Origin of the sequence: Sphingobacterium sp. MYb382, from assembly GCF_037572665.1 — a bacterium.
Lineage (GTDB): Bacteria > Bacteroidota > Bacteroidia > Sphingobacteriales > Sphingobacteriaceae > Sphingobacterium.
Genome location: NZ_JBBGZT010000007.1, coordinates 130,484 through 154,841 on the forward strand (window position 1 = coordinate 130,484; position 24,358 = coordinate 154,841).

The window sequence follows — 24,358 nt, forward strand, 5'->3', positions numbered from 1 at the left end:
TTTTCAATCGTATGGAAAATAATCTTGTCCTTTATAATACGTTAACCCGCACGAAGGAGAAATTTGAACCATTGAACGCCCCATTAGTGGGTTTATATGTTTGTGGTCCAACGGTGTACTCTGATGTACACTTGGGAAATTGTCGCACATTCGTGTCTTTTGATCTTATTTTCCGGTATTTGACACACCTTGGTTTCAAGGTGCGCTACGTACGTAATATTACGGATGCCGGACACCTAGAGGGGGATCGTGATGAAGGGGATGATAAATTTGCGAAAAAAGCAAAGCTCGAACAATTGGAGCCTATGGAAATTGTGCAGAAGTACACCCTAGGTTTCCATGAGGTTTTACGCTTGTTTAATACCTTGCCGCCAAGCATCGAGCCAACAGCTACAGGCCATATTTCGGAACAAATTGAGATGGTGAAAAAAATCATCGACAATGGATTCGCTTATGAGGCTAATGGTACGGTCTATTTTGATGTAGATAAATATGTCAAAAATCATGACTATACCGTGCTTACCAACCGTAAGTTGGAAGACCTGCTGAATGGTACACGTGAACTTGGTGGTCAGGATGAGAAAAAAGGACGTTTAGACTTTGCACTATGGATTAAGGCGAAGCCTGAGCATATTATGCAATGGCCAGCACCATGGAGCGTAGGCTTCCCAGGCTGGCACATTGAATGTTCGGCGATGAGCAGCAAATACCTAGGTGCTCAGTTTGATATTCATGGTGGGGGTATGGACCTTGCAGCAACGCACCATACAAATGAAATTGCCCAGTCGGAGGCTTGTAACCATGTACACCCAGCTAAATATTGGATGCATACCAATATGTTGACGGTAAATGGTTCACGTATGTCTAAATCGGCAGGTAATGGATTTTTACCACATGAGCTTTTCACTGGAAATCACCCACTATTGACGAGAGGTTACTCGCCAATGGCTGTTCGTTTCTTTATGATGCAGGCACACTATAGAAGTACGTTAGATTTTTCTAACGATGCGCTTGATGCAGCAGATAAAGGATACAAACGCTTGATGAGTGCCCTAGCTTTATTGGATAAAATTGAAGCAGGCGATAAAGCGGATGCTAACTTCTCGGTGGTTGATGCACGACGCAACTGTTATGCAGCGATGGATGACGATTTCAACAGTCCTGTTTTAATAGCAGAGCTTTTCGAAGTAGCGCGTTATGTAAATAGTGTGTACGATGGTAAAGCGTCAATCGATGCAGCTACGTTAGCCGAGCTGAAGCAGTTTACACAAGACTTCGTCTTTGATGTATTAGGATTGAAAGATGATACATTGGGTGCTGACGCAGATTCTATGGACGAGCTGATGCAAATTATCATTGATATTCGTAACGAAGCAAAGAAAAATAAAGACTTTACGACTTCCGATAAAATCCGTGAAGAGTTGACAGCTATTGGTATTCAACTAAAAGATAGCAAAGAAGGAACACTTTGGAATAAGATTTGATTAAGGAATACCACCCGCTAAAGGGCCAATCAGTTTTATTTTAAAAATCGAATTATTAGATGCGTAAAATTAGTAATATCTATTCCGTAGTAGTTTGTTTGTTGGGCTTAACCTCATTTACGGCGCAGGCGCAGTTGCCTGATCGTATTGGTGGAATTGTCTCTGCAGATCGCTCTGCGGCTAATATTTCGAAAACCCTAAGTCCACATCAGGCATTACTTTCCATCGTTGATAAAGAATCAACGTTATATGTGCCATCACCAGTGAATGCTTTAAACTATTTGAATAATAGACCAAACATTCCAGACGTGATGAACTGGGCTCCGAACTTTGCATTGGTTTCACGAAGCCTCGATTGGGGAGTAACTTCAGGACCAATGGATTTCCAAAAAGTAGGCGCTGTAAAACGTAATGGTCAGTATTTGACCGTATGGCGTCGTGATAAAAAAGGAAATTGGAAGATTCATCTGCGTGCAGAAGTTGAAAACTACGGTAAAGGACCAAAGTCCGATTTTATCTATCATGAGCCTGATGATTCTTGGTATTTGAAACATCGTTCCAACGTACGTTTACAGCAACGTGAGGAAATCGTTATGCAGAGTGATGAACTTTTCTCTACCGTGCTTAAAGCAAACAATGAGGAAGGTTTTAAAGAGTTCTTAGCTGATGATGTGCGTTACTACTACCCATGGGAAGAAGAAATGGAAGGGAAGAAGGATGTTTTAGCATTCTTGAAGAAAAAGCGTATTGAGATTACAACCGAGCCTTCAGGAGTTGGGCGTGCCTACAGTGGTGAGTATGCCTACACGTCGGGTACGGCAACGGTACATTCCAAAGATAAGGCTGTTAAGTTTAATTACATCCGTATATGGCAGCTTAAAGATGATTTTCAATGGCGTGTTATCTTAGAGATGATGTTTGAACGTTAATCTTAGTCAACATAAAATATTAAAACGGGTTCTATTTTTAGAGCCCGTTTTTTTATGTCATGAGAAGCGATATAGCTGCATCCTTTCACGACCGATAGTGTCATATACTCTTATACATTTTCTTCTGCTTCAATCTGTTGATATTTCGTTTGCGAATAGCTTCCATTGTCTATCTTTTCTTTGGAATGCCCTGTTCTACGCTTGTTTTGCTGTTGTTTTGCGCTCGTGCCTCGCGAATGTATGAAGGATAGACATAAATATTCTAGGTTTAATCAATGCTTGGTTGGATGTGCCGCTGATTTTGTAAGTGCTTTCTTTACCCATAAGAATCAGGGCTGCAATCTATTGCTATTACTTTTGTGGAATGAAATTATGCGCTAGTTACAGCTGCTTAAGCATAAAAAAACGGTGCTTCTTGTGGGAAGCACCGTTTTAAATTCTTTATAAACCTTCTTGTTAGTTGGCTGCTAATGTTTTTTTCTCATCAGGTAACCATAGTTTAAGTTCATCACACTGTAAGAAATCTTCATTGATATGGATGAATGTATTTTCTTTACGCTGTTCGAACCACTCACTTAGCTTTCTGTGTACTTTATCCTGTTTTGCTGCTTCTTGAATTTTCGCAAAATCCTGATCTAACGTTGCTTTATGAGGCGCTATTCTAGATTTAAGGTACATGAACTTATATACAGGGTTTGCTTGTGGATTCTCTTGGAAGATAAATGATTTGGAATATTGTCCTACTTCTAACGGGTCAATTGCCATGAATGTAGCACGATCTAAGGCATCTACCGGAATTAAGCTGGAGCGATCTTCAGGATTGCTCAACATACCACCGGTGTATTTCGTTTCGTTATTTTCAGAATATAAGGATGCTGCGGTGTGGAAACTTATTTTTCCTGCTACTACGCGGTCATAGATACTGTCGATTTTCGCTTTAGCACGCTCCAAACTTGCATTCGTAGGTTTGGATTTCACCAAGATGTGGCGTACGTTTACCTCTTCACCGCGACGTTGTAATACTTGTAAGAAGTGGAATCCATACATCGTTTCGAAAACAGGAGATATCTCTCCTTCTTTTAGACGGAAAGCCATAGCGGAGAATTCTTTTACATAGCTATCACGTGTTGCGAAGCCTAGCTCACCACCTTGAACGGAAGAACCGTCATCAGAATATAAACGAGCGATAGTTCCAAAGTCAGAACCACCAAGAACCTGTTTGCGGTAGCCTTCTGCTTTTTGGCGGAATTGATCTTTCTCTTCTTTCGTCAACACAGGGTTGATAACCAACTCACCAATTTCTACTTCTGTATTGAAGTAAGGAAGGCTGTCTTGGTTTAAGCTCTCGAAATAACGTTTCACTTCTTGTGGCGTTACGTTAATCGATGAGATAATATTTTGTTGCATCTTTTGTGCTTTCAATGACTCTCCAACACTAGTACGCATTTCTTCTTTGTACTGCAATAGCGAGCGGTTTAAGAACTCCTCAAGGCGTTCTTTTCCTCCAGCATTCCTAACCATCATCTGCATCTGACGATTTAATCTGTCATCAACCTCAGATTCAGATACCTCAACAGAGTCAATAACTGCTTGCTGTGAAAGAAGTTTTTCTGTTACCAACTGCTGCATTAAGTAACATTTTACTTTCTCATCTGGTTTTTCACCTCTAGCAAGCTGTTGCGCATATTGCATTTCTAATTCCGATTGGAGGATGATGCTGGAACCTACGGTGGCTATCACGCGATCAATCAAACGGCTTTTTTGTGCCGCTGTCTGCGCCACTAAACCTTTAACGCTAAAAATAGTTAAGATAGCTAATAAGCTGATATATTTCTTCATCATAAATTGCATGTCTGAAAGCATAACAAAATTACTAGATATAGGCTAATAATTCTCTTCTTTCGGAACTTCTCAAAGTTACTAATTCTTCTATGCGCTAAGGTATTAAAAATCTTAAAATTTAAGGGGCCTTTAACCATATTTAACAGCTATTTAGGGCTAGTAATTTTTAAAATAATATGTAACTTGGGATTGTCTTAAAAAAAATACTGTTTATGAAACAATTATGGATCCTGGTTTTGTGTCTATTTGCCCTGAAAAGTGAAGCACAACAAGTACCTTTCTTTGTCGGAACTTATACGGATAAAGGAAGTCAAGGTATTTATTTGTATATGCTCGACCTGAAGGATGGTAGCTCCGAGTTGTATGCCACAACAGTCACAGATAACCCTTCCTTTGTTGTGAAATCAACAGATGGAACACGCGTTTATGCGGTGAATGAAATGGGCGATCAGCGTGCTTCTTTGTCGGCCTATACATTTGATGGCGACAACCTTTCCTTCGTGAATGCGCTGCCTACACAAGGAAGTTATCCTTGCCACATTGCAGTAAGCCCGAAAGATCCATTAGTGATTGTTTCAAACTATGGTGGCGGTTCTGCTACCGTATATAACCTTGATGAGCACGGTGAGTTAGCACAGCAGGTGCAGCTACTACAGCACACGGGGAGTGGTCCCAATAAAGATCGTCAGCAAGCAGCACACGTACATTCGGCTTTCTTTACACCCGATGCTAAGCATGTATATATCCAAGATTTAGGATCTGATAAAATTACCATCTATGCGGTCAAGAAAGATCAGGGCTTATATAAATTACAAGAAGAAGGAAGTCTTGCCACGCCAGCAGGTGGTGGTCCTCGCCATATTGTATTCGATAAAAAGGAGAAAAACTTATATGTATTGTTAGAGCTTACAGGCGAAGTTGTACATTATAAAAAGAGTGGCAACACCTGGGAAATATTGAAAGTATCATCTATCAATGAGGCCGATTTTAAAGGCGGTAATGGTGGTGCTGAGATTCGTTTATCAGACGACGGCAAGTTTTTATATGCTTCAAATCGTGGCGATGCCAATTCTATCGCTCTTTTTGCTGTTGATAAACACGGTGAGTTGGAGTTGAAAAAGGTATATGGTACCGAAGGAACAGGTCCACGTAATTTTAACTTCTCGCCTGATGGTAATTACCTATTGGTGGCTAATCAAACAACGAATAATATTGTTGTCTTTAAGCGCGATAGCCACACAGGTGAGTTGAGCGCCACAGACCAAGAAATACAAGTAGCAAGTCCGGTCTGTATCGCTTTCTAAACGTTACTTCGTTTCTTTCGAAGTAACGGCAATATTTTCACGCTCATCACAGTTGGGGTCAATATGATTTTCCAACTCATGCGTTTCTTTATTGTATCGACCCGCTAGTTCGTCTACCACGGTGCCCTTCCAAAGTGGGGTGCCGGTGAAGTAGGCCGCTCTTCCAATCATATGCGCCGCAATAGGTGCTGTAATAATCAAAAAGAAAATAATCGCAATAGCTTTCGTTGTTACCGATACATCCGGGAACATAATAGCCGCACAGATTAATAATAAGCCTACACCTAAAGTAGATGCTTTTACCGTTACCGACAAACGCAAATAAAAGTCGGGCATCCGTAAGATACCAATGGATGCAAATAAGATGGATAGCGCACCAACGGTGCTTAATATGGCTAAAATAACGTTAATCATCTTGTTGTTTTTCTATATAGTAAGCAAAAGCAACTGTACCCAAGAAAGCAATAAGCGCAAGGATAATAGCTACATCTAATAAAACCTTTTGATCGGTACGGATGCTATACACCGTAATGATACCAATACCAATCGTAATGATAAGGTCTAGCGCAATAACGCGATCAACCACAGCAGGCCCTCGAAATAGGCGAATAAAGACAAGCATAACCGAAATGGCTAATATCGGTAGAATGACATAGTCGAAATAGGTTTCTAAAGTGATCATCTTAAAATTTCTAAAAGTCTACGTTCTAATCCATTTTTCGTTTCGCGCACGAAGGTCTCCGGATCAGTAAGGTACATGACGTGTATATAAATAGTCTTTTTATCTTCACTAATATCAATAATCAACGTTCCCGGTGTTAAAGATATCATCGTGGTGAGTAGATTTATCTCAAAGTCTGTGTCCGCATTCATTGGGTAGCTCACAATCCCTGGTCTGAAGAAATACCTCGGCGTTATCACATCAAAAGCAACCTGTACATTAGACTTGATAAGCTCGTATAGGAAGTAGAATATGAAACTGATAACCTTCGGTACCCGATAGAAATAACGTTGGTCTTCCTCGGTACGGTTCATGATCCACAGCACAAAGAACCCCAGCATAAAGCCGAAGAGGAAGTTGGTATAATACATCGAACCTGTTAGTGCCACCCATATTCCGGAGAGCAACAGGTTCATTAAAAAAGTCTTTATCATTATCCTATTTATTTAGCCCCAATACAGCATCGATGTAAGGGGTTGTATCTATTAATTGATCTGATATTTTCTCGGCAACGCGAACAATAACTTCCGCATTAAGACCGATGTATAACGTAACACCCGCTAGTATTGCGATAGGCAATACCATTAATGCTTTACGGTAAAATTGCATAGGAGCGAAGCGGTCTTCGATGGTACCATCAGTAGGTGCATCTTTCCAAAATACCTGAGCCCACATTTTGGCAATGACGTACATCGTAATAAAACTACCCACAATCAAGGCAAATACAAAGAAGTATTGTTGCTGGTTAAAGGCCTCTTGGAATAAGAAAACTTTAGGCCAAAATCCGGAAAGCGGCGGAATACCCACCAGAGAAAACAATACCACAGCCATCAATAACGATAGCTTAGGGTACTCTTTGTATAAGCCCCCTAGGTTGTTCATGTCCAAAGTACCACGCAGTTGGCGAATAAGACCTGCCATTAAAAACATATTCGTTTTGACCATGATATCATGAATCAGGTAGAAAATGGTTCCCATTAGAGCCAGATGGCTAAACATCGCTAAACCACCCACCATGAAACCAATATGGCACACAATAAGGTAGGAGAATAAACGTCTGACATTCGTTTTTATCAAGGCGCCGAAAGCTCCGGTTATAATGGTGAAAATCGCTAATACCATCAATAGGTTACGGGTGAACTCATCAGGAATAAAAATCAAGCTGAATACCCGTAGCAAAGCATAGATACCAACCTTCGTCAATAGACCTCCAAAGGTAGCCGCAACGACCGATGGTGGCGTATGGTAGGAGGATGGTAGCCAATAGTAAAGTGGGAAAACGGCCGATTTAATACCAAAGCCTACCAGGAAAAAACAAGAGGTAATACCTATCAAAGCCTTATTTTGTACGGTCTGTATCTTTAAGGCTAAGTCGGCCATGTTTAACGTACCAGTAATCGCATACAAAATGGCAATACCCGTCAAGAAGAAGGTAGACGCCAAGATGTTCATCGACATATATTTTACGGCTCCCTCCAGTTGTGCTTTACGTCCTCCAAGGGTCATTAAAACAAAAGAAGCAATGATGATAACCTCGAAGAATACATATAAATTGAAAATATCACCCGTTAAAAAGGCGCCCTGAAGGCCCATGATTAAGAAATGAAATATAGGGAAGTAACCATAAAGCATCCGTTGGCGGCTTAAGCCTACAGAGGAGAATATGGAAACAGCAAAACCTGCAATAGAGGTGAGCAACACGAGGGTTGTACTCAATGTGTCGGCCACAAAGACAATCCCGAAAGGAGCATCCCAGTTGGCAGCATTCATGGTTAGAATACCATCTTGATAGACACGTGCAAATAAACGTATAGCAACAAGCACGCCGATTAAACTACCACCAACACTCAAGAAGCGTTGCGGAATCGTCTTACGCCAAAAGATAAGTTGAATAATAGCCGTGAATAGTTGTACAAAAACCGGCGCTAATAAGTGGTTATCAATCATAAATCTTCTTCTTCTGGAGTGTTTAAGTCATCTAAATCATCGGAATCTACCAAAGCGTACACCCGTTTTAAAAGTACAATAGCAAAAGAAGTCAAAGCGAAGCTGATTACAATTGCCGTTAAGATTAATGCCTGTGGAATAGGATCGGCATAGATATCTTGAAAAACCTTGTAGGCTTCATCGATAACGGGAGGTTTTCCCTTTGTGATCTTTCCCAACAAGAAGATTAACATGTTGGTGGCATTTCCCAGCAACATGATTCCGAGCAATAGTTTCACCATGCTGCGACGGAGGATAAGATAGATGCCACCAGCATACAAAAGGCCGATGACGATAATCATTAGTAATTCCATATTATTCTTCTAAAGCTATGGTGAACAAAATAGTAAGCACAACGCCTATCACAACAAAATAAACACCTAAGTCAAAGAATAAGGCTGTTCCAATCATCCCAATAACAGGGATGGGCTGCTCGAACCATAGACCGGTCATCGGTGGTAATCCACCAACCAAAGGAAGGATAACGCTCAACGCAGATATACCCAATCCAATAGGGATCAATGAAAGTGGTTTATAACGAAGTATCTTCATGGTATTTTCGGTACCATTGGCGAAGCTGTGTAATACAAAGGCAATAGAGGCGACTAAACCGCCTACAAATCCTCCTCCAGGATAATAGTGACCGCGAAGGAGTAGGAAAAATGAAAACAACAGTAAAATCGGTAATAAATACCGTGTTGCGGTCTGTAAAATGGCACTTTTCATAGACTATTCTTTTTCGGAAGATTTTAAACGTAACTTAATTAAACTATACACGCCGAGTGCAGCAATGGATAGTACCACGGTCTCAAACATGGTGTCAATACCCCGGAAATCCACCAAGATAACATTGATGACGTTCTTTCCTTTAGCGAGCAAATAGGCATTTTCAGCGTAGTAACTACTGATAACGGTGCTATTTGGTTCGTATAAAGCTCTTAAGGCTATTAACGAAAGAATCGTACCGAAACCTAAAGCAATACATGCGTCGCGTAATAATATTGCTCTTCCTGCTAAGTTGATGAAGCCTGGCAATTTGTAGAGTACAAGGACAAACAAGACCGTTGTCAAGGTATCAATACTAAACTGCGTCATCGCCAAATCGGGAGCACTATAAAACACAAACATCAAACAGATACAATAGCCGATAACGCTCGTCGACACGACGGAAGTTAACCTAGATTTTGTCGTTACAATGATGTATAAGGCGCCGATAAGAACCAAAACAATAACAACTTCATACCACGATAGTGGTGTTAATTTAGAGAAGTCAATATGTATAGGTCCACTTAGCCATAGCTTATAGCCCAAAAGGACCTCGGCAAAGAGTATAATTTTAAAATTATAGGAGCGTAGGTAGCCATCATGGAATAGATGTGTAAACCAATCAGCAAGACGCATGATAGATTTTCCAAAACCAACAATGATGGTTTGCGGAGAAATAACATTGAATTTCTCTATGGCTGCTAGCTTTTGAGCCTTAGGTTTGTTTAGGATATAAAGTACCGTACCAGCAGCTAGCGTCGTCAAACTGAGTATAAGAACAATGTTAAAACCATGCCATATCTTAAGGTGCATTTCGCTATTACCGTGCAAGATGCTGTCAGCAGCTTTATAGTTTAGTAAGTCGCCAATTGTACCCGGCATACATCCAAACACAAGACCGAGGATAGCCAAGATAAGTGGAGGTATCCACATCGACTTGTAGGGAAGGTGAACCTTCTCAAAGGCTTCTGGTAGCTTCCCAACGAAGGGCTTTATACCGGCCATGAATCCTGCCGCTACAAGTGCCATATTGGTGATGAAAGCTAGAACTGTTAATCCTATGATCAAATGCTCCGGTTGATGCAATGTCGCTTCGTAGATTAAATCTTTTCCAATGAAACCAAAAGTTAGTGGTAATCCGGCACTCGATAAGGCAGCCAAAAGAGCCGCAACAAACACAGGGAATAGCACCTTACGCAAGCCCGCAAGTTTTGTCAGGTCACGTGTATGTGTCTCATGGTCGATAATACCCGTCACCATAAATAGTGTCGCCTTATAGAGGGCGTGTACTAATATAAATACGCTGGCCGCGATAACTGCTTCACGTGTGCCTAGGCCCAATAGAAAGGTAAGGATACCTAGTGCCGCGATGGTCGAGTAGGCAAGTACGCCTTTCAGGTCAACGCGGAATAGCGAATGAATAGCCGCATATAGCATCGTAAAGCCTCCCACAGCCATCAACGTGTATATCCAGAAGTCTGTATTTCCAAGCACTGGAGAAAAACGAGCAAGGAGATAAATCCCTGCTTTTACCATCGTTGCCGAGTGTAAATAGGCCGATACAGGCGTCGGCGCTTTCATGGCTCCCGGCAACCAAAAATGGAAAGGGAACTGCGCCGATTTAGTGAAGGCACCGATAAACAGTAATCCGGTAAAAAGTGGGTATAGATTGTGGTTGATAATGATATCACGACGCTCGTATAGCTCACTGATAATGTAGGTGTCAGCAATGTTTCCTAACAATATTAATCCGGCAAGGAGGAAAAAGCCACCAATACCTGTGATGCTTAAAGCTGTCATTGCACTCTTACGTGACTCTGCACTATCGTTGTTAAAGCCGATTAAGAAGAATGAACTTATACTGGTAAGCTCCCAGAATATGAATAATGTTAAGAGGTTGTTTGATAAAACGACACCCAGCATGGCACTCATGAAGAGGAAGAGGTAGCCGAAGAAGCGGTCAAAGTAGGGATGACCTTTAAGGTAAGTTCGTGCATAGAAAAATATCGCTGCTCCAATTCCTGTAATTAGCAAAGAAAAGAGAAGGGCGAGTCCGTCAAGCCGTAAATCGAAGTTGATACCTAGTGAAGGCACCCAAGGAACGCTCTGGACGAAATTGGTTCCGCCGGAAACCGCCGAAATATGCAGAACAAAATAAAGAAATAGCAGTACAGGTATGAAAGGGAGCAATATACTCCATTTCGACTTAATAAGCTTGCCGAAAGGAACGAAAAGGCTCGATGTTATTAATCCTGTTAAAACAGTAAATAGCATGCAGTCTTGAATATTTAATTTTTGGAAACGTCATAAAAATACAAAAAATCCGCACTTTTTCGTTATTTTTTTCGACAAATCTTCCGCTTAAGCTGTGAAAAATGTGAAAATAGCAATACTGATTTAAGGTGCTGTTTTTGTCATTATGTGCTTCAGCAATCGCTTAAACAAGTATGGATGATGGAGGTTGAACGCTACGATTTTCTGTTTTATAGGCTGAGCCTCAGGTTTATTCATGCACGATGTGTAAACGAACAACGTTACAGGAAATGTCTACCTCATATTTTGAAATTAAAGCCGTTTGAAGGTGCAACTTTGTGTCGTTTTTTTTCTGTTATAAAAGCTGCTTCGTACACGTTCTTTAGCAAGAAAAGGAAGGATTTAGGCTTGTTGCGTATGCTAGAAAATACATACAGGCACCCTAGGGTGCCTGTATGTATAGCTATTTATTTTTACTTTTTAAGTTCTGCAGAGCCTTTGATTAAAGCTTCCACGACTGTAGGATCTTGTAGTGTAGAGGTATCACCTAGGTTTTCTGTTTCACCTTCGGCGATTTTACGTAAGATTCTACGCATGATTTTTCCGGAACGTGTTTTCGGTAGGTCTGTTACGAACTGGATAATATCCGGTTTCGCAATAGCACCAATCAAGCGTGTGATCGTTTGTAGGATATCTTTACGAGTGCTGTCCTCATCGATGTGGTGGTTTGCAATAACGTAAGCATAGATACCTTGTCCTTTGACAGGGTGTGGGTAGCCTACGATAGCAGATTCTACAACATCAGAGTGCATATTAATAGCATTCTCTACTTCGGCCGTTCCGATACGGTGGCCTGAAACATTTAATACGTCATCTACGCGACCTGTGATTTTGTAATAACCGTTAGGATCTCTATAACATCCATCGCCCGTGAAGTATTTATCGGCATAGGTAGCGAAGTAGGTTTGACGACAACGCTCATGGTCGCCCCAAGTCGTGCGCAACATACCAGGCCAAGGGAACTTGATACACAAGTTTCCGCTAACATCGTTTCCTTCAATTTCTTGACCATTCTCATCCATTAAGCAAGGCTGCACTCCCGGAAGTGGAAGCATAGCATAACTAGGAATCGTTGGTGATATACCCGCCATTGGTGCAATAAGGATACCTCCATTCTCGGTTTGCCACCAAGTGTCGGCAATTGGCGCTTTGCCTTTACCAATTTTCTCGTTATACCAATGCCAAGCCTCTTCGTTGATAGGCTCACCAACAGAACCTAATTTTCTGATGCTGCTTAAATCTTTATTATCTACGTATTCATCACCAAAGGCCATCAACGAACGGATAGCAGTAGGTGCTGTGTATAGAATATTTACTTTGTGTTTATCTACGACATCCCATAGTCTGCCTGCATCTGGGTACGTAGGCGTACCTTCAAACATTAAGGAAACAGCACCTTGCGATAATGGTCCGTAGATGATATAGCTATGTCCGGTAATCCAACCGATATCTGCTGTACAGAAATAAACTTCACCAGGTTGATATTGGAACACATTGGAGAAAGTATAACCAGTATACACCATGTAGCCGCCGGTGGTGTGTACTACCCCTTTAGGCTTACCTGTAGATCCCGATGTGTATAAAATGAACAAAGGGTCTTCAGCATCCATTTCTTCTGCTGGACATGGCGGATTGCCTTGTGTCTCTACTTTGCTGATTTCATCTTCCCACCATACGTCACGACCTTTGATCATCGATACCGGTGTGCGTGTACGTGTAAGGACGATGACACGCTCTACGCCGCGACATTGCATTAAAGCATCGTCAACGATAGATTTTAGTTCCAATACTTTGTTAGCTCTAAAGCCGCCATCAGCTGTTACAACCAATTTACATTCAGCATCGTTGATACGGTCAGCAATAGATTGCGCAGAGAAACCACCAAACACAACGGAGTGGATAGCACCAATACGAGCACAGGCTAATACGGCAATTACCAACTCAGGAACCATCGGTAGGTAGATACATACACGATCGCCCTTTTTAACGCCGTTATTTTTTAAAACATTAGCAAAGGTTTCTACTTTGCTGAGTAGTTGTTTGTAGGTCAAAACACGGTGTGCTTCGTTCGGGTCGTTTGGTTCCCAAATGATAGCTGGTTTATCCCCTAAATTATAGATATGTCTGTCTAGACAGTTTTCGGTAATGTTTACTTTTCCTCCCTCAAACCATTTGATATTCGGTTCGCTGAAATTCCAATTTAATACATTTGTCCATTTTCTTTTCCAAAAGAAATTTTCAGCAATTTCTCCCCAGAATGCTGCCGGCTCATCAACACTACGTTTGTAGACTTCTTGATATTCCTCGAAACTTTTAATTTGTAGGCTCATATTTTTTGGTAATATTATCATACTTTTATTCAATACGGACAATCATTTATTCAATCACGTCTGCACTGAAACTCAATGAGCTAATTTAGTTTTTTTTGTGATTATTGTCAATTTTAAATAGGATAATGACTTATTTTGAGTAATTTAATAACTAGTTGTTAGTTTTTTAACATATATGCAATTTTTAAGAAAGGGCTATTATTTCTTAGTGTTTACCAATCTTTTGATTGCGTTGGCCGCTGCTGCCCAATGTGCACTGACATACCTTGTGTTTGATCGACCTTATCAGCCTTTTATCATCCTTATAGAAGGAGCTGCTACGTTGCTTTTGTACAACAGTAGTTTGCTTTTGGCGAAACCAAAAAATCCAGCCGCTTCGCCTTATCTGCGTACACGATGGATATTTAGCCATACCTGGCTGATGGTCTTAAATATGGTTATTGCCGCGATTTTGCTCGGCTATGCACTCTTTCAGGTGCATCTATACAGCTTTTTGTTTCTAGGATTTATAGGCTTCATAAGTTTTCTGTATTCCGCTCCGATTATTCGGCGTGAAGGTAAATGGGGAGGATTACGACAATTGCCCGCCTTGAAAGTATTTCATATTGCTTTGGTGTGGGCATTGAGCTCTGTAGCCTTGCCTGCCGTGGAGTTGTATGCGCAGGGTACTCCGGTCGCAACAGACTTATTTGTCACGTTATTTGTCTTTAAGTTTGTCTTTTTAGTGATATGTACCTTGCCATTTGATATTCGCGATATGGCACAAGATTCCTATTACCACTTGAAGACAATTCCTACTGTTTTGGGAGAGCGGAAGGCTATTCTATTGTGCTATGGTCTTTTGTTAGTCCACAGTCTTTTACTGTATTTCTCGGTTGTTAGTTTTCCGATTAAGGTGGGCATATTGGCCACCAATCTCTTGGTGGCTTTTATACTGCGTTTCTTTGTGTTTAAGAAAAAAGAACATTATCACTATACTTACCTGCTAGATTTAGCCTTGGTATTGCAGTTTGTAATCGTCCTTTTAGTCTTATTTATTTTTTCGCTGCTGCGATAATTTTATCCGCTAATACATCCGATAGTTTGTAGTAACTTTCAAAAGTCCAGCCCGCTACGTGTGGACTCAATAATACGTTGTCTCGTGATGTAAGGTCTGTAAACCATGTTTGCTCAGCCAGTGTAGGGAACTTCTCTACAGGTAACACATCGAAAGCTGCTGCAATAATTTTCCCTTCGTCGAGCGCTTTAAGCACCGCTGGTATCTTGGCGATGCCTCCACGAGCACCCATCAAAAAGAAAATAGGCTTGCGGAAGTGGAAGAGATATTCCTCATTAATCATATTGCTCGTTTCGTGCGTCAACGGAATGTGGTAGCTTACCACATCAGCATGTTTGACCACTTCTTCCATGGATACTTCTTGTGCATAGGCATCCGAGAATCCTGTTTTATACTTGTCGTAAGCGATAACTTTAACGTCAAATCCGGATAGTTTCTTGGCCATAGCCTGTCCGTTATGACCATAGCCAATCAAGGCTACAGTTTTACCCTTAAGCTCATGTCCTCTATTTTCTTCGCGATTCCATTGTCCTGCGGCAATCTGGCGATGTCCTCTATTGAGGTTATTCATCAAGCTTAGCAACATACCAATCATGTGTTCGCCTACGGCGTCGCGATTTCCTTCATTAGCAGGAATAAGATGGATGCCTCTGCCTACGGCAAATTCCTGGTCTATATTATCCATACCGGCGCCAGCACGTGCTATAAACTGTAGGTTTAAACCAATGTCGATGAAACTTTGGTCTACCTGAAATTTAGAACGTATAATCAATCCGGTATAATTTTCAATGACCTTCTCCGCATCGGCACGCGTAAAATCCGGTTGGTAATCAAAATCTATATGTGCAGCACGTAATCTTTCTAATAAGATTTCGTGAACGTCGTCGACGATAAGGATGTTAGTGTTTTTCATTAGCATTGATTTTCATGAAGTCAACGGATAATAATCTATTTATTTGGCTTTGTTTAAGCTTGTTCGGCATAATTTTCATGAGAAAATTACGGATATTAATCAATACGGTGTTATCCCATTGGGCAATTTGTCCGACTCTCCAAGAGGTGTTCGTGATGTAATTTACGCGAGCTAAGCGCCTTCTTTCCACATTTTTGAACGTTTCCGAAAGCGTTGTGTGCTTTTTAAGTTCATCAATAAGTACGGCTACATCTTCAATGGCTTGACAGGCGCCTTGTCCCAAATTGGGTGTCGTGGCATGTCCTGCATCCCCCATCAGTAATATATTGTCAAAAGCGAGTTGTGATAATGGTGCAATGTCAATAATGTCATTCCATAGCAAATCGCTCTCTTTCGTTTCTTGAATGATACGGGGTATAGGGGCGTGGTAATCGCTAAAGTTAGCTAGTAATTCACGTGTTGTCCAGTTTTTCAGGATAGGGTTTTGAGCCTCGCTGTTGATACATGCATACCAGTAAATACGGTTTCCGACAAGCGGAGTCATGCCAAAGCGACCCTTCTTGCCCCATGTTTCCGTACTTTTTTGTAGCTGTATACTGCTGTTGTCGATAGTTGCACGCCAACAGGTATACCCCGAGTAGCGTGGTGCCGACTCCGGAATAAGTTGTTGACGTAAAAGAGAGTGCACACCATCGGCAATCAATAGGGCTTTGCCTGTCGTGGAACTTCCATCGGAAAAATGAACGGTAACGAGCTCTTTTTCTTTCGTGAATGAAATCGCTCTTTTGCCTAGGTGAACCTGCTCCGCAGGAATTTTACCTAATAAAAATTGATGGAGGTCGGCCCGATGAATGGCGAAATTGTCTTGATTGTAGTTGCTGCTAATCGACTTGGTGTCGGGAGCAACTAGGATATGACCTTGGTCATCAAGGATATTGTAAGAGTCTAAGAAATGGCCCAGTTTGCTGATGTCATCACGCAAGTCAAGGTAGGCTAAAGCTTGCATGGCATTGGCCGCAAGGCCGAAACCTGCGCCAATACCTTTAAGTTTTTGTGCTCCTTCATAGACATGGGCTTCCATACCGATAGATTGAAGACCGATAGCAGCACAAAGGCCAGCTATTCCTCCTCCAATGATGATAAATCTATCAGTAGTAGCTTCCATAAGTTATAGGCTTTGACCTATCTCTTTGCTTAAACTGATAAAGTCTTCCACGGTTAATCTTTCAGCACGTAGCTCGTACAAAGGATTATCTGACATTTTATCCTTCGGCACTACCGCAGAAAGGGAATTGCGTAGCGTTTTGCGGCGTTGGTTAAAGCCTGCTTTAACAACACGCCAGAATAACTTCTCATCGCAATCCAATGTTTCACGCTTATTACGCGTCATCTTCATAACCCCCGATTGTACTTTTGGTGGCGGATTGAAGGCTCCAGCTTTTACTGTAAATAAGTATTGCACATCGTAGTAGGTTTGTAAAAAGACGGAAAGAATACCATACTCTTTAGAACCTGGTTTAGCAACACAACGTTCCGCTACTTCTTTCTGGAACATACCCGCCATTTGTATTACGCGGTTGCGCTCTTCCAATATTTTAAATAAAATCTGTGATGATATATTATAAGGGAAGTTACCGATAACGGCCATTTTTTCGTCAAAGTGGGCCGAAAAATCTAAGGCTAAAAAGTCACCACTGATAAGGCGGTGTTCTAGCTGTGGATATTTGTCGTCCAAGAAAGCGATGGATTCTTCATCGATATCAATCATCCACGTTTCGTAGGATTCATTTTGTAAAAGGAAATCTGAAAGTACGCCCATACCAGGACCAACTTCCAGAACTTGTTTAAAACCAAGTGAAGGGTCTAAAGCATTGACAATTTTTTGTGCAGCATTCTTGTCGTTTAAGAAGTGCTGTCCTAGGTGTTTTTTCGCGCGTACTGTACTCATAGTATAAAGAATAGAATACAAAGATAGTTATTCCTAACAATTTGCTTTTCAAACGGCCTTTTATATGGTAAATTTTGTATTTTTGAATCAAAGCTTTTAAGAGATGAGTGAAAAATTAAAAATTGGTATTACCGTTGGCGATGTGAATGGCATTGGGTTGGAGGTGATTATTAAATCATTGCTTGATAATCGTGTGCTAGATTATTTCACACCTATCGTTTATGGAAATACTAAAGTAGCTTCATTCCACCGTAAAGCTATCGGAATCCAAGATTTTAGCTTCAATGTTATTCAGTCGGCAGATCAAGCAAACGCTAAGCGTGCAAATATGATCAACTGCTGGCAAGAAGATGTAAAGCTTTCCTTGGGTGAAGACAATGAAATAGGAGGTAAGTATGCTTTTCTATCCTTAGAAAGAGCTGTTGCCGACCTAAATGCAGGCCTTATTGATGCCCTTGTTACGGCTCCAATTAATAAGCATAATATTCAACAGGAAGGATTTAACTTCCCTGGCCATACCGAATATCTACAAGCGAAAGCCAATGCGGATGACGTGTTGATGTTTATGATTACCGATGAACTTCGTGTTGGGGTTGTTACGGGACATATCCCTGTGAAAGATGTCGCATCGACCATCACCGAAGATGCGATTATTCATAAGCTGAAAATGATGCACGAGAGTCTTAAAAAAGACTTTTGGATTCAAAAGCCTAAAATTGCTGTGTTGGGCTTAAACCCACATGCAGGCGATCATGGTATTATTGGTAAAGAAGATGACGAAGTGGTGCGTCCAGCAGTAGAAAAAGCGAATGAGCAAGGTATCTTCTGCTTTGGTCCTTACCCTGCGGATGGCTTCTTTGCGGCTGATGCCTATACCAAATTTGATGCGGTTTTGGCGATGTATCATGACCAGGGCTTAATTCCTTTTAAACATATTGCAGCACGCAAAGGGGTAAACTATACCGCAGGATTACCTACGGTGCGCACCTCTCCAGATCATGGGACAGGCTACGATATTGCCGGTAAAAATGTGGCGTCTCATGAATCTTTCCTAGAGGCTATTTTTACAGCGGTACATATTGTTAAATGTCGTAGAGAACAGGCTGAGTTGACGGCAAATCCATTGGCATTCCGTAGACTTTCTAAGGATAGAGATTAGTCGTTAAGACCTTTTATCCCACGGAAACTACCGGATTATACCTAATTTTCCGTATTTTTGCCCGCTAATAGATTTCTACCTATACAGGTTTGCTATGCGAGAGAATTTACAACATCCCATTTTTCAAAAAATCAGCCATTTAGCAGATCAGGAACAAGTCGACTGCTATGTGATTGGCGGTTATGTTCGTGATCGAATCATGGGACGTGCCTTTAAGAACGATGTGGACATTGTGGTGGTAGGCAGTGGAATAGATTTCGCTAATAAATTGGGTGATATTTTACGTACTAAAGTAGCTGTATACAAGAGTTTTGGTACTGCTATGTTGGTGCACGACCATATCAATATTGAATTTGTTGGTGCCCGCAAAGAGTCCTACCGTTCCAATTCCAGAAACCCTATTGTAGAGGATGGCACTTTGGCCGACGATCAAAATAGACGTGACTTTACAGTTAATGCTATGGCTTTTTGCTTGAATGGCAATCGCTTTGGTGAGCTGGTTGATCCTTTTGATGGATTAGCAGATATAGAAAGCCGTGTAATCCGTACGCCGCTAGATCCTGTTATTACTTTTTCGGATGATCCTTTGCGGATGTTAAGAGCGATACGCTTTGCCACTCAGCTTAATTTTAAGATTGATATCAAAGCCATTCAGGCGATTACGGATCAAGTAACGCGTATTCGTATTATTTCGAAGGAACGTATTACTGATGAGCTGAATAAAATAATATTGTCTAATCGTCCTTCGGCAGGTTTTAAGTATTTGTTTGATACAGGCTTATTGAAAGAGATTTTTCCAGCGATGTACAACCTTTACGGGGTAGATACCATCGATGGAAGAGCACATAAAGATAATTTTTACCATACACTAGAAGTGTTGGATAACGTGGCTGAAATGTCGGACGATTTATGGTTGCGTTGGGCAGCTATTATGCACGATATTGCTAAACCTGCAACGAAGCGATTTGATAAACGTGTAGGATGGACCTTCCACGGGCATGAAGATCGAGGTGCTAAAATGGTACCTAAGTTGTTCGCTGAGTTGAAACTTCCGCTTAATGAAAAGATGAAGTTTGTGCAGAAGTTGGTACAGTTACACTTGCGTCCTATTGTTTTGGCACAGGATATTGTCACTGATTCGGCGGTACGCCGTCTACTTTTTGAGGCAGGTGATGATATCGATGGATTGATGTTGCTGTGTCATGCCGACGTGACGACAAAGAACGAATTTAAAAAGAAAAAATACCGAAACAACTTCGAGCTGGTAAAACAGAAATTGAAGGATGTCGAGGAGCGTGATCAGGTGCGAAACTGGCAGCCTCCTGTTTCTGGTGAAGATATAATGCACCTTTTTGGGCTTGCGCCGGGGCGTGTTATCGGGACGCTAAAAAATGCCATGCGTGAAGCGATTTTAGAAGGTGATATTACCAACAATCGTGACGAAGCTTTGGCCTTTGTTTTGCAAGAAGGTGAACGTATGGGATTGAACGTTAAAAATGAAATCCTCCCTTAATTTTTTTAAAAATTATTGTAATTTTAGGATTGAAAAACAAGCATAGGATATAACAAAAATGGCTATTTACAGATTTCGAGTTACTTTTGAGGATTATGAAGATATTTATCGGGAGATAGATATGCCCTCTAAGAGTACCTTTTTGGAATTGCATGCTGCAATCCATAAAACTACTGGGTATAATCAGGATGTGTCTTCGTCTTTTTACGTGAGCAATGATCAATGGAAAAAAGGAACGGAGATAGCTTTTCTACCAACGGATAGAAAAACTGCTAGCGGTGTACTAAAGGTGGAAGAGGTCAAAATGAGTAAATTTATTGATGATCCACATCAGAAATTCTATTACATCTATAACTTCGATCGTCCGTATGACTTTCATGTTGAACTGATAAAAATCTTAAAGGAAGAAGATGGAAAGGAATATCCGGCATTATTTAAGTCGGTTGGTGAGGCTCCAAAAAGTGCTGCAGCATCGTTATTCCCTGTTGCTACTGATGTAGACGACGACGATGATGAAGAGGATGTACCAGTAGACGATACAGAATATGGCGTAGATGATGATGAGGACTTTGACTTGTTCGACGGTGAAGATGAAGAAGAGGGTGGTGAAGGAGAAGAGAAGCCAGAAAGAGGATTCGAAGACGAATATTAATGCTTACTAACGCTATAAAATAAAAATTAAGAAAATACCTTAAACTTGCGTTTAAGGTATTTTTTTCATCCGTTATGCAGAAAGATAAAAAACGTTTGATTGTTGTGGTTGGACCTACTGCTGTAGGGAAGACTGCCATGGGGATTCAGTTAGCGAATCATTATGGTACGGAAGTCATTTCGGCTGATTCTCGACAGTTTTATAAAGAGATGACCATTGGGACGGCTAAGCCTGATTTGGAAGAACTCGCACAGGCAAAGCATCATTTTATAGACTCCCATAGCATCGCTGAAGACTACTCGGCGGGTGATTTTGAACGTGATGCATTAGCAAAGCTTACGGAAATTTTTGCCCATAATGATGTCGCCGTTATGGTTGGTGGATCTGGTTTATTTGTGCGTGCTGTTTGCGAAGGCTTAGATAATTTGCCGAAGGCGCCAGCAGAAATTCGTGAGCAATTAAACGCTACGTTTGAAGCTGAAGGGATAGAACCTTTGCAAGAGCGCTTAAAGGGGGTAGACCCAGCTTACTATGCTACCGTAGATATCTCCAACTCGCAGCGTGTTATCCGTGCATTAGAAGTGTATGAGGCAACAGGCAAGCCTTTCTCTTCTTACCATGTGAGTGATTTAGCACGTCGTCCTTTTGAAGTGGTTACAATTGGTTTGAATATGGACCGAGCTAAATTGTATGAACGTATCAATCTGCGTGTGGGGATAATGATGGAAAAAGGACTACTAGCAGAAGTAGAATCCTTAAAAGCATATCAGCAGAAGCCAGCTTTACAAACGGTGGGCTATGCCGAGATATTTGATTATTTTGATGGTAAGTTATCGCTTGAGGAAGCTGTTGATAAGATTAAGCAACATTCAAGACAATATGCGAAACGACAAATTACCTGGTTCAAGAAATATGGGAACACCACTTGGTTTGAACCTCAAGACATAACGGGGATTATTCAGTTTTTGGAAACTACACCATCGTGTAGCGTCCTAGAATAGGTTGACGTATAAATTTAACGATAACTATCCTTACTTGATTAATCAAGTAAGGATTTTTTGTTTATGTACTTGACCAGGCGTTTTATATTTTAGCGCTGTATGTGGTCTTCTATTATTGTATAATTTAACTGATTGCCTGATCATTGTGTTCGCTTGTTTTATGTTTTTAGGTTTACTAATCAGAAATTCATTTTTTAATATACCATTTATCCTTTCAGCAAGAGCGTTTTGATAACAATCATAGCCGTCAGTCATTGAACAAGTAATATTGTTTTTACGCTGTATTTCTTGATACTGATTTGAACAGTATTGTACCCCTCTATCAGAATGATGTATCAACGGAAGATGGCTTTTTCTTGATTTAATAGCCATTTTTAATGCTTTGGCGACACCATCAGTGCTTAAATCATGGTGCAAATGAAATCCTATAATTTTTCTAGACCAAGCATCTGTTACTAAACTTAAATAGGCAGTTTTTTCATGAGTTTGGATATAAGTGATGTCTGAAACCCAGATTTCTTCTGCTCTGATAGCCTTTTTCTCTTTTAGTAGATTAGGGTACTTATGCAACCAATGTTTTGAATTGGTTGTTTTGATGTAACTTCTTGCTGGCTTTATTAATAAATGTTCCGAACGTAAGAAATTGAATAGTGCATCTCTGCCTATTTTGATATGCTGCGCATTAAATCGTTCTTTCAATATAAAGTATAGCTTACGTGTTCCTAAACGAGGAAGGTACATCCGTTCTTTGAGAACTTCCTGCTTAACTTGTTGCAATTCTAATAACCGAGAATGAATACGATTTAATTTTTTGTAGTAACCTTGCCGACTAATCCCAAACAGTTTACAGACTTTGGAAAGGCTGATTATCCCTTTTTCCCGAAGTCTTTGGATAAAAGCTTTTTTGGCACAACCATACCATATTCTTTTTCCATAATCTCAAACATCGTTTTATAAACAAGATTGCGATCTTGTTCATCTTTCAAAGCCTTTTCTAATAACTTAATACGTTGCTCTGGGCTAGGGTCAATATGCTTATTCATAGTGTATTGCTTTGGTAAACTCCAATCTAAGTTACCAAGTTTTCTTAACCAGACCAAAACCGTACTTCGGCCTTGAATACCATAATGAGATTGTGCTTGCTTGTAGGTCAGTTCGCCTTTTTCTACTTGACGAACAACAGATAATTTAAAAGCCAGACTATAATCTCGCTGACTGCGTCGTAAATTGTTCTTTAGTGCTTTTTTCATGATAAGTTGAGTTAGCTGTCAACTTATTTCAGGACGGGACATCGGCATAAAAAAAAGCCATCTTCTAAAAGATGGCTTTTTCGTTATTTATATATGCTTACACAATATTGTTCCATCCAAAAGGATCTTCAATTTTACCGTAACGTAGTTGGTTTAAGTAATCTAATACCTTGTTGGAGAATTCACGTCCTTCTACAGGAGGCAATTCATAATCAACACCAGCTAAGCCGATTTTAGAAATATGTGTAATGGTAGCTGCTGTTCCTGCGGCGAAAGCCTCTGTAACAGTACCATTTTTAATACCGTCTAATAGCTCGGCAACAGATACTCTTCTTTGTTCAGCTTTATATCCCCATTTTTCAGCTAGTTCGATAATCGTACGACGGGTAACACCATGTAAAATAGTGTCGCCATGTGGCGTAATAATCGTGTCGCCAATACGGAAGATTAAGTTGGCTGTTCCAGCTTCTTCAACATATTTATGCTCACTAGCGTCAGTCCACATAATTTGGTCATAACCTTCATCATTTGCCAACTGCGTTGGATAAAGAGATAAAGCGTAGTTACCCGCATTTTTAGAAAAACCAACACCACCTTCAGCAGCACGTGTATAATGTGTTTCCACTTTTAAGCTGATAGGTTTGCTATAGTATGCACCTACAGGACAGCAGATGATTACAAATTTGTACGATATAGATGGGTGTACGCCTAGTGCTGCTTCTGTAGCAAACATGAAAGGACGAATGTAAAGTGCCGTTCCTTCTAAGCTTGGTACCCAAGCACGGTCGATGTCCAAAAGGGCTTTTAAGCCACCAATGAAGATATCTTCTGGCACTTCTGGCATTTGTAAACGTGAAGCTGATTTATTGAAACGCTCCAAGTTTCTGTCCGGACGGAAGATACTGATTGTTCCGTCAGCAAACTTATAGGCTTTGATACCTTCAAAAATAGCTTGTCCATAGTGAAGAGCTGACATAGAAGGACTAATCGATAAATCACCGTAAGGTACGATGCTGACGTCTGTCCAAGTGCCGTTTTCATAGTTAGCAACTAGCATATGGTCAGTCATAATCTGACCGAATTTCAAGTTATTGAAATCTACCTGCGAGAGTCTTGATTGTTGGGTTGGCTCTACGCGAATTGAATTAATATTCTTCCCGCTCATTACATAATATTTAGAATGCGCAAGTT

At 40.8% G+C, this 24,358-nt stretch carries 22 protein-coding genes; 8 read left to right on the forward strand and 14 right to left on the reverse strand.

The window, feature by feature from the left end; translation table 11 throughout:
- Positions 1-11 precede the first annotated feature (11 nt).
- Complete coding sequence (gene cysS / locus WH223_RS01310) at positions 12-1,484, forward strand: cysteine--tRNA ligase (protein ID WP_340045711.1); 1,473 nt, start codon at positions 12-14, stop codon at positions 1,482-1,484.
- A 59-nt stretch (positions 1,485-1,543) separates the two neighbouring features.
- Positions 1,544-2,413, forward strand: coding sequence for a nuclear transport factor 2 family protein (locus WH223_RS01315; RefSeq protein WP_340045712.1), 870 nt, complete (start codon positions 1,544-1,546; stop codon positions 2,411-2,413).
- A 456-nt stretch (positions 2,414-2,869) separates the two neighbouring features.
- On the opposite strand, the gene WH223_RS01320 is transcribed toward WH223_RS01315, so the two are convergent.
- Positions 2,870-4,276, reverse strand: coding sequence for a peptidylprolyl isomerase (locus WH223_RS01320; RefSeq protein ID WP_340045713.1), 1,407 nt, complete (start codon positions 4,274-4,276; stop codon positions 2,870-2,872).
- A 191-nt stretch (positions 4,277-4,467) separates the two neighbouring features.
- Here WH223_RS01320 and WH223_RS01325 point away from each other — a divergent pair, with 191 nt between their 5' ends.
- Positions 4,468-5,559, forward strand: a complete 1,092-nt coding sequence (locus WH223_RS01325; RefSeq protein WP_340045714.1) for a lactonase family protein — start codon at positions 4,468-4,470, stop codon at positions 5,557-5,559.
- Between the two features lie 3 nt (positions 5,560-5,562).
- Here WH223_RS01325 and mnhG read toward each other — a convergent pair whose 3' ends face one another.
- The 8 genes from mnhG to acs form a co-directional block, all read right to left on the reverse strand.
- Complete coding sequence (mnhG, locus tag WH223_RS01330; protein WP_340045715.1) at positions 5,563-5,973, reverse strand: monovalent cation/H(+) antiporter subunit G; 411 nt, start codon at positions 5,971-5,973, stop codon at positions 5,563-5,565.
- Positions 5,966-6,241 carry a monovalent cation/H+ antiporter complex subunit F gene (locus tag WH223_RS01335; protein ID WP_340045716.1) on the reverse strand — a complete coding sequence of 92 codons (276 nt, stop codon included), beginning with the start codon at positions 6,239-6,241 and terminating at the stop codon, positions 5,966-5,968. The genes mnhG and WH223_RS01335 overlap by 8 nt, the downstream gene beginning before the upstream one ends.
- A complete protein-coding gene (locus WH223_RS01340; protein ID WP_340045717.1) occupies positions 6,238-6,714 on the reverse strand; it encodes a Na+/H+ antiporter subunit E in 477 nt (158 codons plus the stop codon). Before WH223_RS01340 ends, WH223_RS01335 begins: the two co-directional genes overlap by 4 nt.
- A 4-nt stretch (positions 6,715-6,718) precedes the next feature.
- On the reverse strand, positions 6,719-8,227 hold the full coding sequence (locus WH223_RS01345) for a proton-conducting transporter transmembrane domain-containing protein (protein WP_340045718.1): 1,509 nt from the start codon (positions 8,225-8,227) through the stop codon (positions 6,719-6,721).
- Positions 8,224-8,580 (reverse strand): Na+/H+ antiporter subunit C, encoded by a 357-nt coding sequence (locus tag WH223_RS01350; RefSeq protein ID WP_340045719.1) that lies wholly within the window; start codon positions 8,578-8,580, stop codon positions 8,224-8,226. Before WH223_RS01350 ends, WH223_RS01345 begins: the two co-directional genes overlap by 4 nt.
- Before the next feature lies 1 nt (position 8,581).
- The gene (locus WH223_RS01355) at positions 8,582-8,992 is read right to left on the reverse strand and encodes a Na+/H+ antiporter subunit B (RefSeq protein WP_340045720.1); all 411 of its coding nucleotides are present in this window, start codon (positions 8,990-8,992) and stop codon (positions 8,582-8,584) included.
- A gap of 3 nt (positions 8,993-8,995) precedes the next feature.
- On the reverse strand, positions 8,996-11,305 hold the full coding sequence (mbhE, locus tag WH223_RS01360) for a hydrogen gas-evolving membrane-bound hydrogenase subunit E (RefSeq protein ID WP_340045721.1): 2,310 nt from the start codon (positions 11,303-11,305) through the stop codon (positions 8,996-8,998).
- A 452-nt stretch (positions 11,306-11,757) separates the two neighbouring features.
- Positions 11,758-13,674 (reverse strand): acetate--CoA ligase, encoded by a 1,917-nt coding sequence (acs, locus tag WH223_RS01365; RefSeq protein WP_340045722.1) that lies wholly within the window; start codon positions 13,672-13,674, stop codon positions 11,758-11,760.
- Between the two features lie 175 nt (positions 13,675-13,849).
- Here acs and WH223_RS01370 point away from each other — a divergent pair, with 175 nt between their 5' ends.
- Complete coding sequence (locus WH223_RS01370; RefSeq protein WP_340045723.1) at positions 13,850-14,731, forward strand: UbiA family prenyltransferase; 882 nt, start codon at positions 13,850-13,852, stop codon at positions 14,729-14,731.
- On the opposite strand, the gene WH223_RS01375 is transcribed toward WH223_RS01370, so the two are convergent.
- The 3 genes from WH223_RS01375 to rsmA are packed head-to-tail and all read right to left on the reverse strand — an operon-like array spanning position 14,709 to position 17,592.
- Positions 14,709-15,644 carry an NAD(P)-dependent oxidoreductase gene (locus WH223_RS01375; protein ID WP_340045724.1) on the reverse strand — a complete coding sequence of 312 codons (936 nt, stop codon included), beginning with the start codon at positions 15,642-15,644 and terminating at the stop codon, positions 14,709-14,711. The genes WH223_RS01370 and WH223_RS01375 overlap by 23 nt on opposite strands.
- Positions 15,631-16,809, reverse strand: a complete 1,179-nt coding sequence (locus WH223_RS01380; RefSeq protein ID WP_340045725.1) for an FAD-dependent monooxygenase — start codon at positions 16,807-16,809, stop codon at positions 15,631-15,633. Before WH223_RS01380 ends, WH223_RS01375 begins: the two co-directional genes overlap by 14 nt.
- A 3-nt stretch (positions 16,810-16,812) precedes the next feature.
- Positions 16,813-17,592, reverse strand: a complete 780-nt coding sequence (rsmA, locus tag WH223_RS01385; RefSeq protein ID WP_340045726.1) for a 16S rRNA (adenine(1518)-N(6)/adenine(1519)-N(6))-dimethyltransferase RsmA — start codon at positions 17,590-17,592, stop codon at positions 16,813-16,815.
- A gap of 103 nt (positions 17,593-17,695) precedes the next feature.
- Here rsmA and pdxA point away from each other — a divergent pair, with 103 nt between their 5' ends.
- The 4 genes from pdxA (at position 17,696) to miaA (ending at position 21,917) form a co-directional block, all read left to right on the forward strand.
- Positions 17,696-18,751, forward strand: a complete 1,056-nt coding sequence (pdxA, locus tag WH223_RS01390) for a 4-hydroxythreonine-4-phosphate dehydrogenase PdxA (RefSeq protein ID WP_340045727.1) — start codon at positions 17,696-17,698, stop codon at positions 18,749-18,751.
- A gap of 94 nt (positions 18,752-18,845) precedes the next feature.
- The gene (locus WH223_RS01395) at positions 18,846-20,264 is read left to right on the forward strand and encodes a CCA tRNA nucleotidyltransferase (protein WP_340045728.1); all 1,419 of its coding nucleotides are present in this window, start codon (positions 18,846-18,848) and stop codon (positions 20,262-20,264) included.
- A 58-nt stretch (positions 20,265-20,322) separates the two neighbouring features.
- On the forward strand, positions 20,323-20,916 hold the full coding sequence (locus WH223_RS01400) for an IS1096 element passenger TnpR family protein (protein WP_340045729.1): 594 nt from the start codon (positions 20,323-20,325) through the stop codon (positions 20,914-20,916).
- A gap of 74 nt (positions 20,917-20,990) precedes the next feature.
- Positions 20,991-21,917, forward strand: coding sequence for a tRNA (adenosine(37)-N6)-dimethylallyltransferase MiaA (gene miaA / locus WH223_RS01405; protein WP_340045730.1), 927 nt, complete (start codon positions 20,991-20,993; stop codon positions 21,915-21,917).
- A 42-nt stretch (positions 21,918-21,959) separates the two neighbouring features.
- Here miaA and WH223_RS01410 read toward each other — a convergent pair.
- Positions 21,960-23,167, reverse strand: a protein-coding gene (locus WH223_RS01410) for an IS3 family transposase (protein WP_445265598.1) whose coding sequence is annotated in 2 segments (ribosomal slippage) — positions 21,960-22,834 and positions 22,834-23,167 — 1,209 coding nt in all. Because the reading frame shifts where the segments join, the coding sequence is not laid out codon by codon here.
- 97 nt (positions 23,168-23,264) lie between these two features.
- Positions 23,265-24,332 (reverse strand): branched-chain amino acid aminotransferase, encoded by a 1,068-nt coding sequence (locus WH223_RS01415; RefSeq protein ID WP_340045732.1) that lies wholly within the window; start codon positions 24,330-24,332, stop codon positions 23,265-23,267.
- Between the last annotated feature and the right edge of the window lie 26 nt (positions 24,333-24,358).

Coding starts and splice junctions, on each gene's coding strand:
- cysS (WP_340045711.1), top strand. CDS start 12: ATGGAAAATAATCTTGTCCTTTATAATACGTTAACCCGCACGAAGGAG.
- WH223_RS01315 (WP_340045712.1), top strand. CDS start 1,544: ATGCGTAAAATTAGTAATATCTATTCCGTAGTAGTTTGTTTGTTGGGC.
- WH223_RS01320 (WP_340045713.1), bottom strand. CDS start 4,276: ATGCTTTCAGACATGCAATTTATGATGAAGAAATATATCAGCTTATTA.
- WH223_RS01325 (WP_340045714.1), top strand. CDS start 4,468: ATGAAACAATTATGGATCCTGGTTTTGTGTCTATTTGCCCTGAAAAGT.
- mnhG (WP_340045715.1), bottom strand. CDS start 5,973: ATGATTAACGTTATTTTAGCCATATTAAGCACCGTTGGTGCGCTATCC.
- WH223_RS01335 (WP_340045716.1), bottom strand. CDS start 6,241: ATGATCACTTTAGAAACCTATTTCGACTATGTCATTCTACCGATATTA.
- WH223_RS01340 (WP_340045717.1), bottom strand. CDS start 6,714: ATGATAAAGACTTTTTTAATGAACCTGTTGCTCTCCGGAATATGGGTG.
- WH223_RS01345 (WP_340045718.1), bottom strand. CDS start 8,227: ATGATTGATAACCACTTATTAGCGCCGGTTTTTGTACAACTATTCACG.
- WH223_RS01350 (WP_340045719.1), bottom strand. CDS start 8,580: ATGGAATTACTAATGATTATCGTCATCGGCCTTTTGTATGCTGGTGGC.
- WH223_RS01355 (WP_340045720.1), bottom strand. CDS start 8,992: ATGAAAAGTGCCATTTTACAGACCGCAACACGGTATTTATTACCGATT.
- mbhE (WP_340045721.1), bottom strand. CDS start 11,305: ATGCTATTTACTGTTTTAACAGGATTAATAACATCGAGCCTTTTCGTT.
- acs (WP_340045722.1), bottom strand. CDS start 13,674: ATGAGCCTACAAATTAAAAGTTTCGAGGAATATCAAGAAGTCTACAAA.
- WH223_RS01370 (WP_340045723.1), top strand. CDS start 13,850: ATGCAATTTTTAAGAAAGGGCTATTATTTCTTAGTGTTTACCAATCTT.
- WH223_RS01375 (WP_340045724.1), bottom strand. CDS start 15,644: ATGAAAAACACTAACATCCTTATCGTCGACGACGTTCACGAAATCTTA.
- WH223_RS01380 (WP_340045725.1), bottom strand. CDS start 16,809: ATGGAAGCTACTACTGATAGATTTATCATCATTGGAGGAGGAATAGCT.
- rsmA (WP_340045726.1), bottom strand. CDS start 17,592: ATGAGTACAGTACGCGCGAAAAAACACCTAGGACAGCACTTCTTAAAC.
- pdxA (WP_340045727.1), top strand. CDS start 17,696: ATGAGTGAAAAATTAAAAATTGGTATTACCGTTGGCGATGTGAATGGC.
- WH223_RS01395 (WP_340045728.1), top strand. CDS start 18,846: ATGCGAGAGAATTTACAACATCCCATTTTTCAAAAAATCAGCCATTTA.
- WH223_RS01400 (WP_340045729.1), top strand. CDS start 20,323: ATGGCTATTTACAGATTTCGAGTTACTTTTGAGGATTATGAAGATATT.
- miaA (WP_340045730.1), top strand. CDS start 20,991: ATGCAGAAAGATAAAAAACGTTTGATTGTTGTGGTTGGACCTACTGCT.
- WH223_RS01415 (WP_340045732.1), bottom strand. CDS start 24,332: ATGAGCGGGAAGAATATTAATTCAATTCGCGTAGAGCCAACCCAACAA.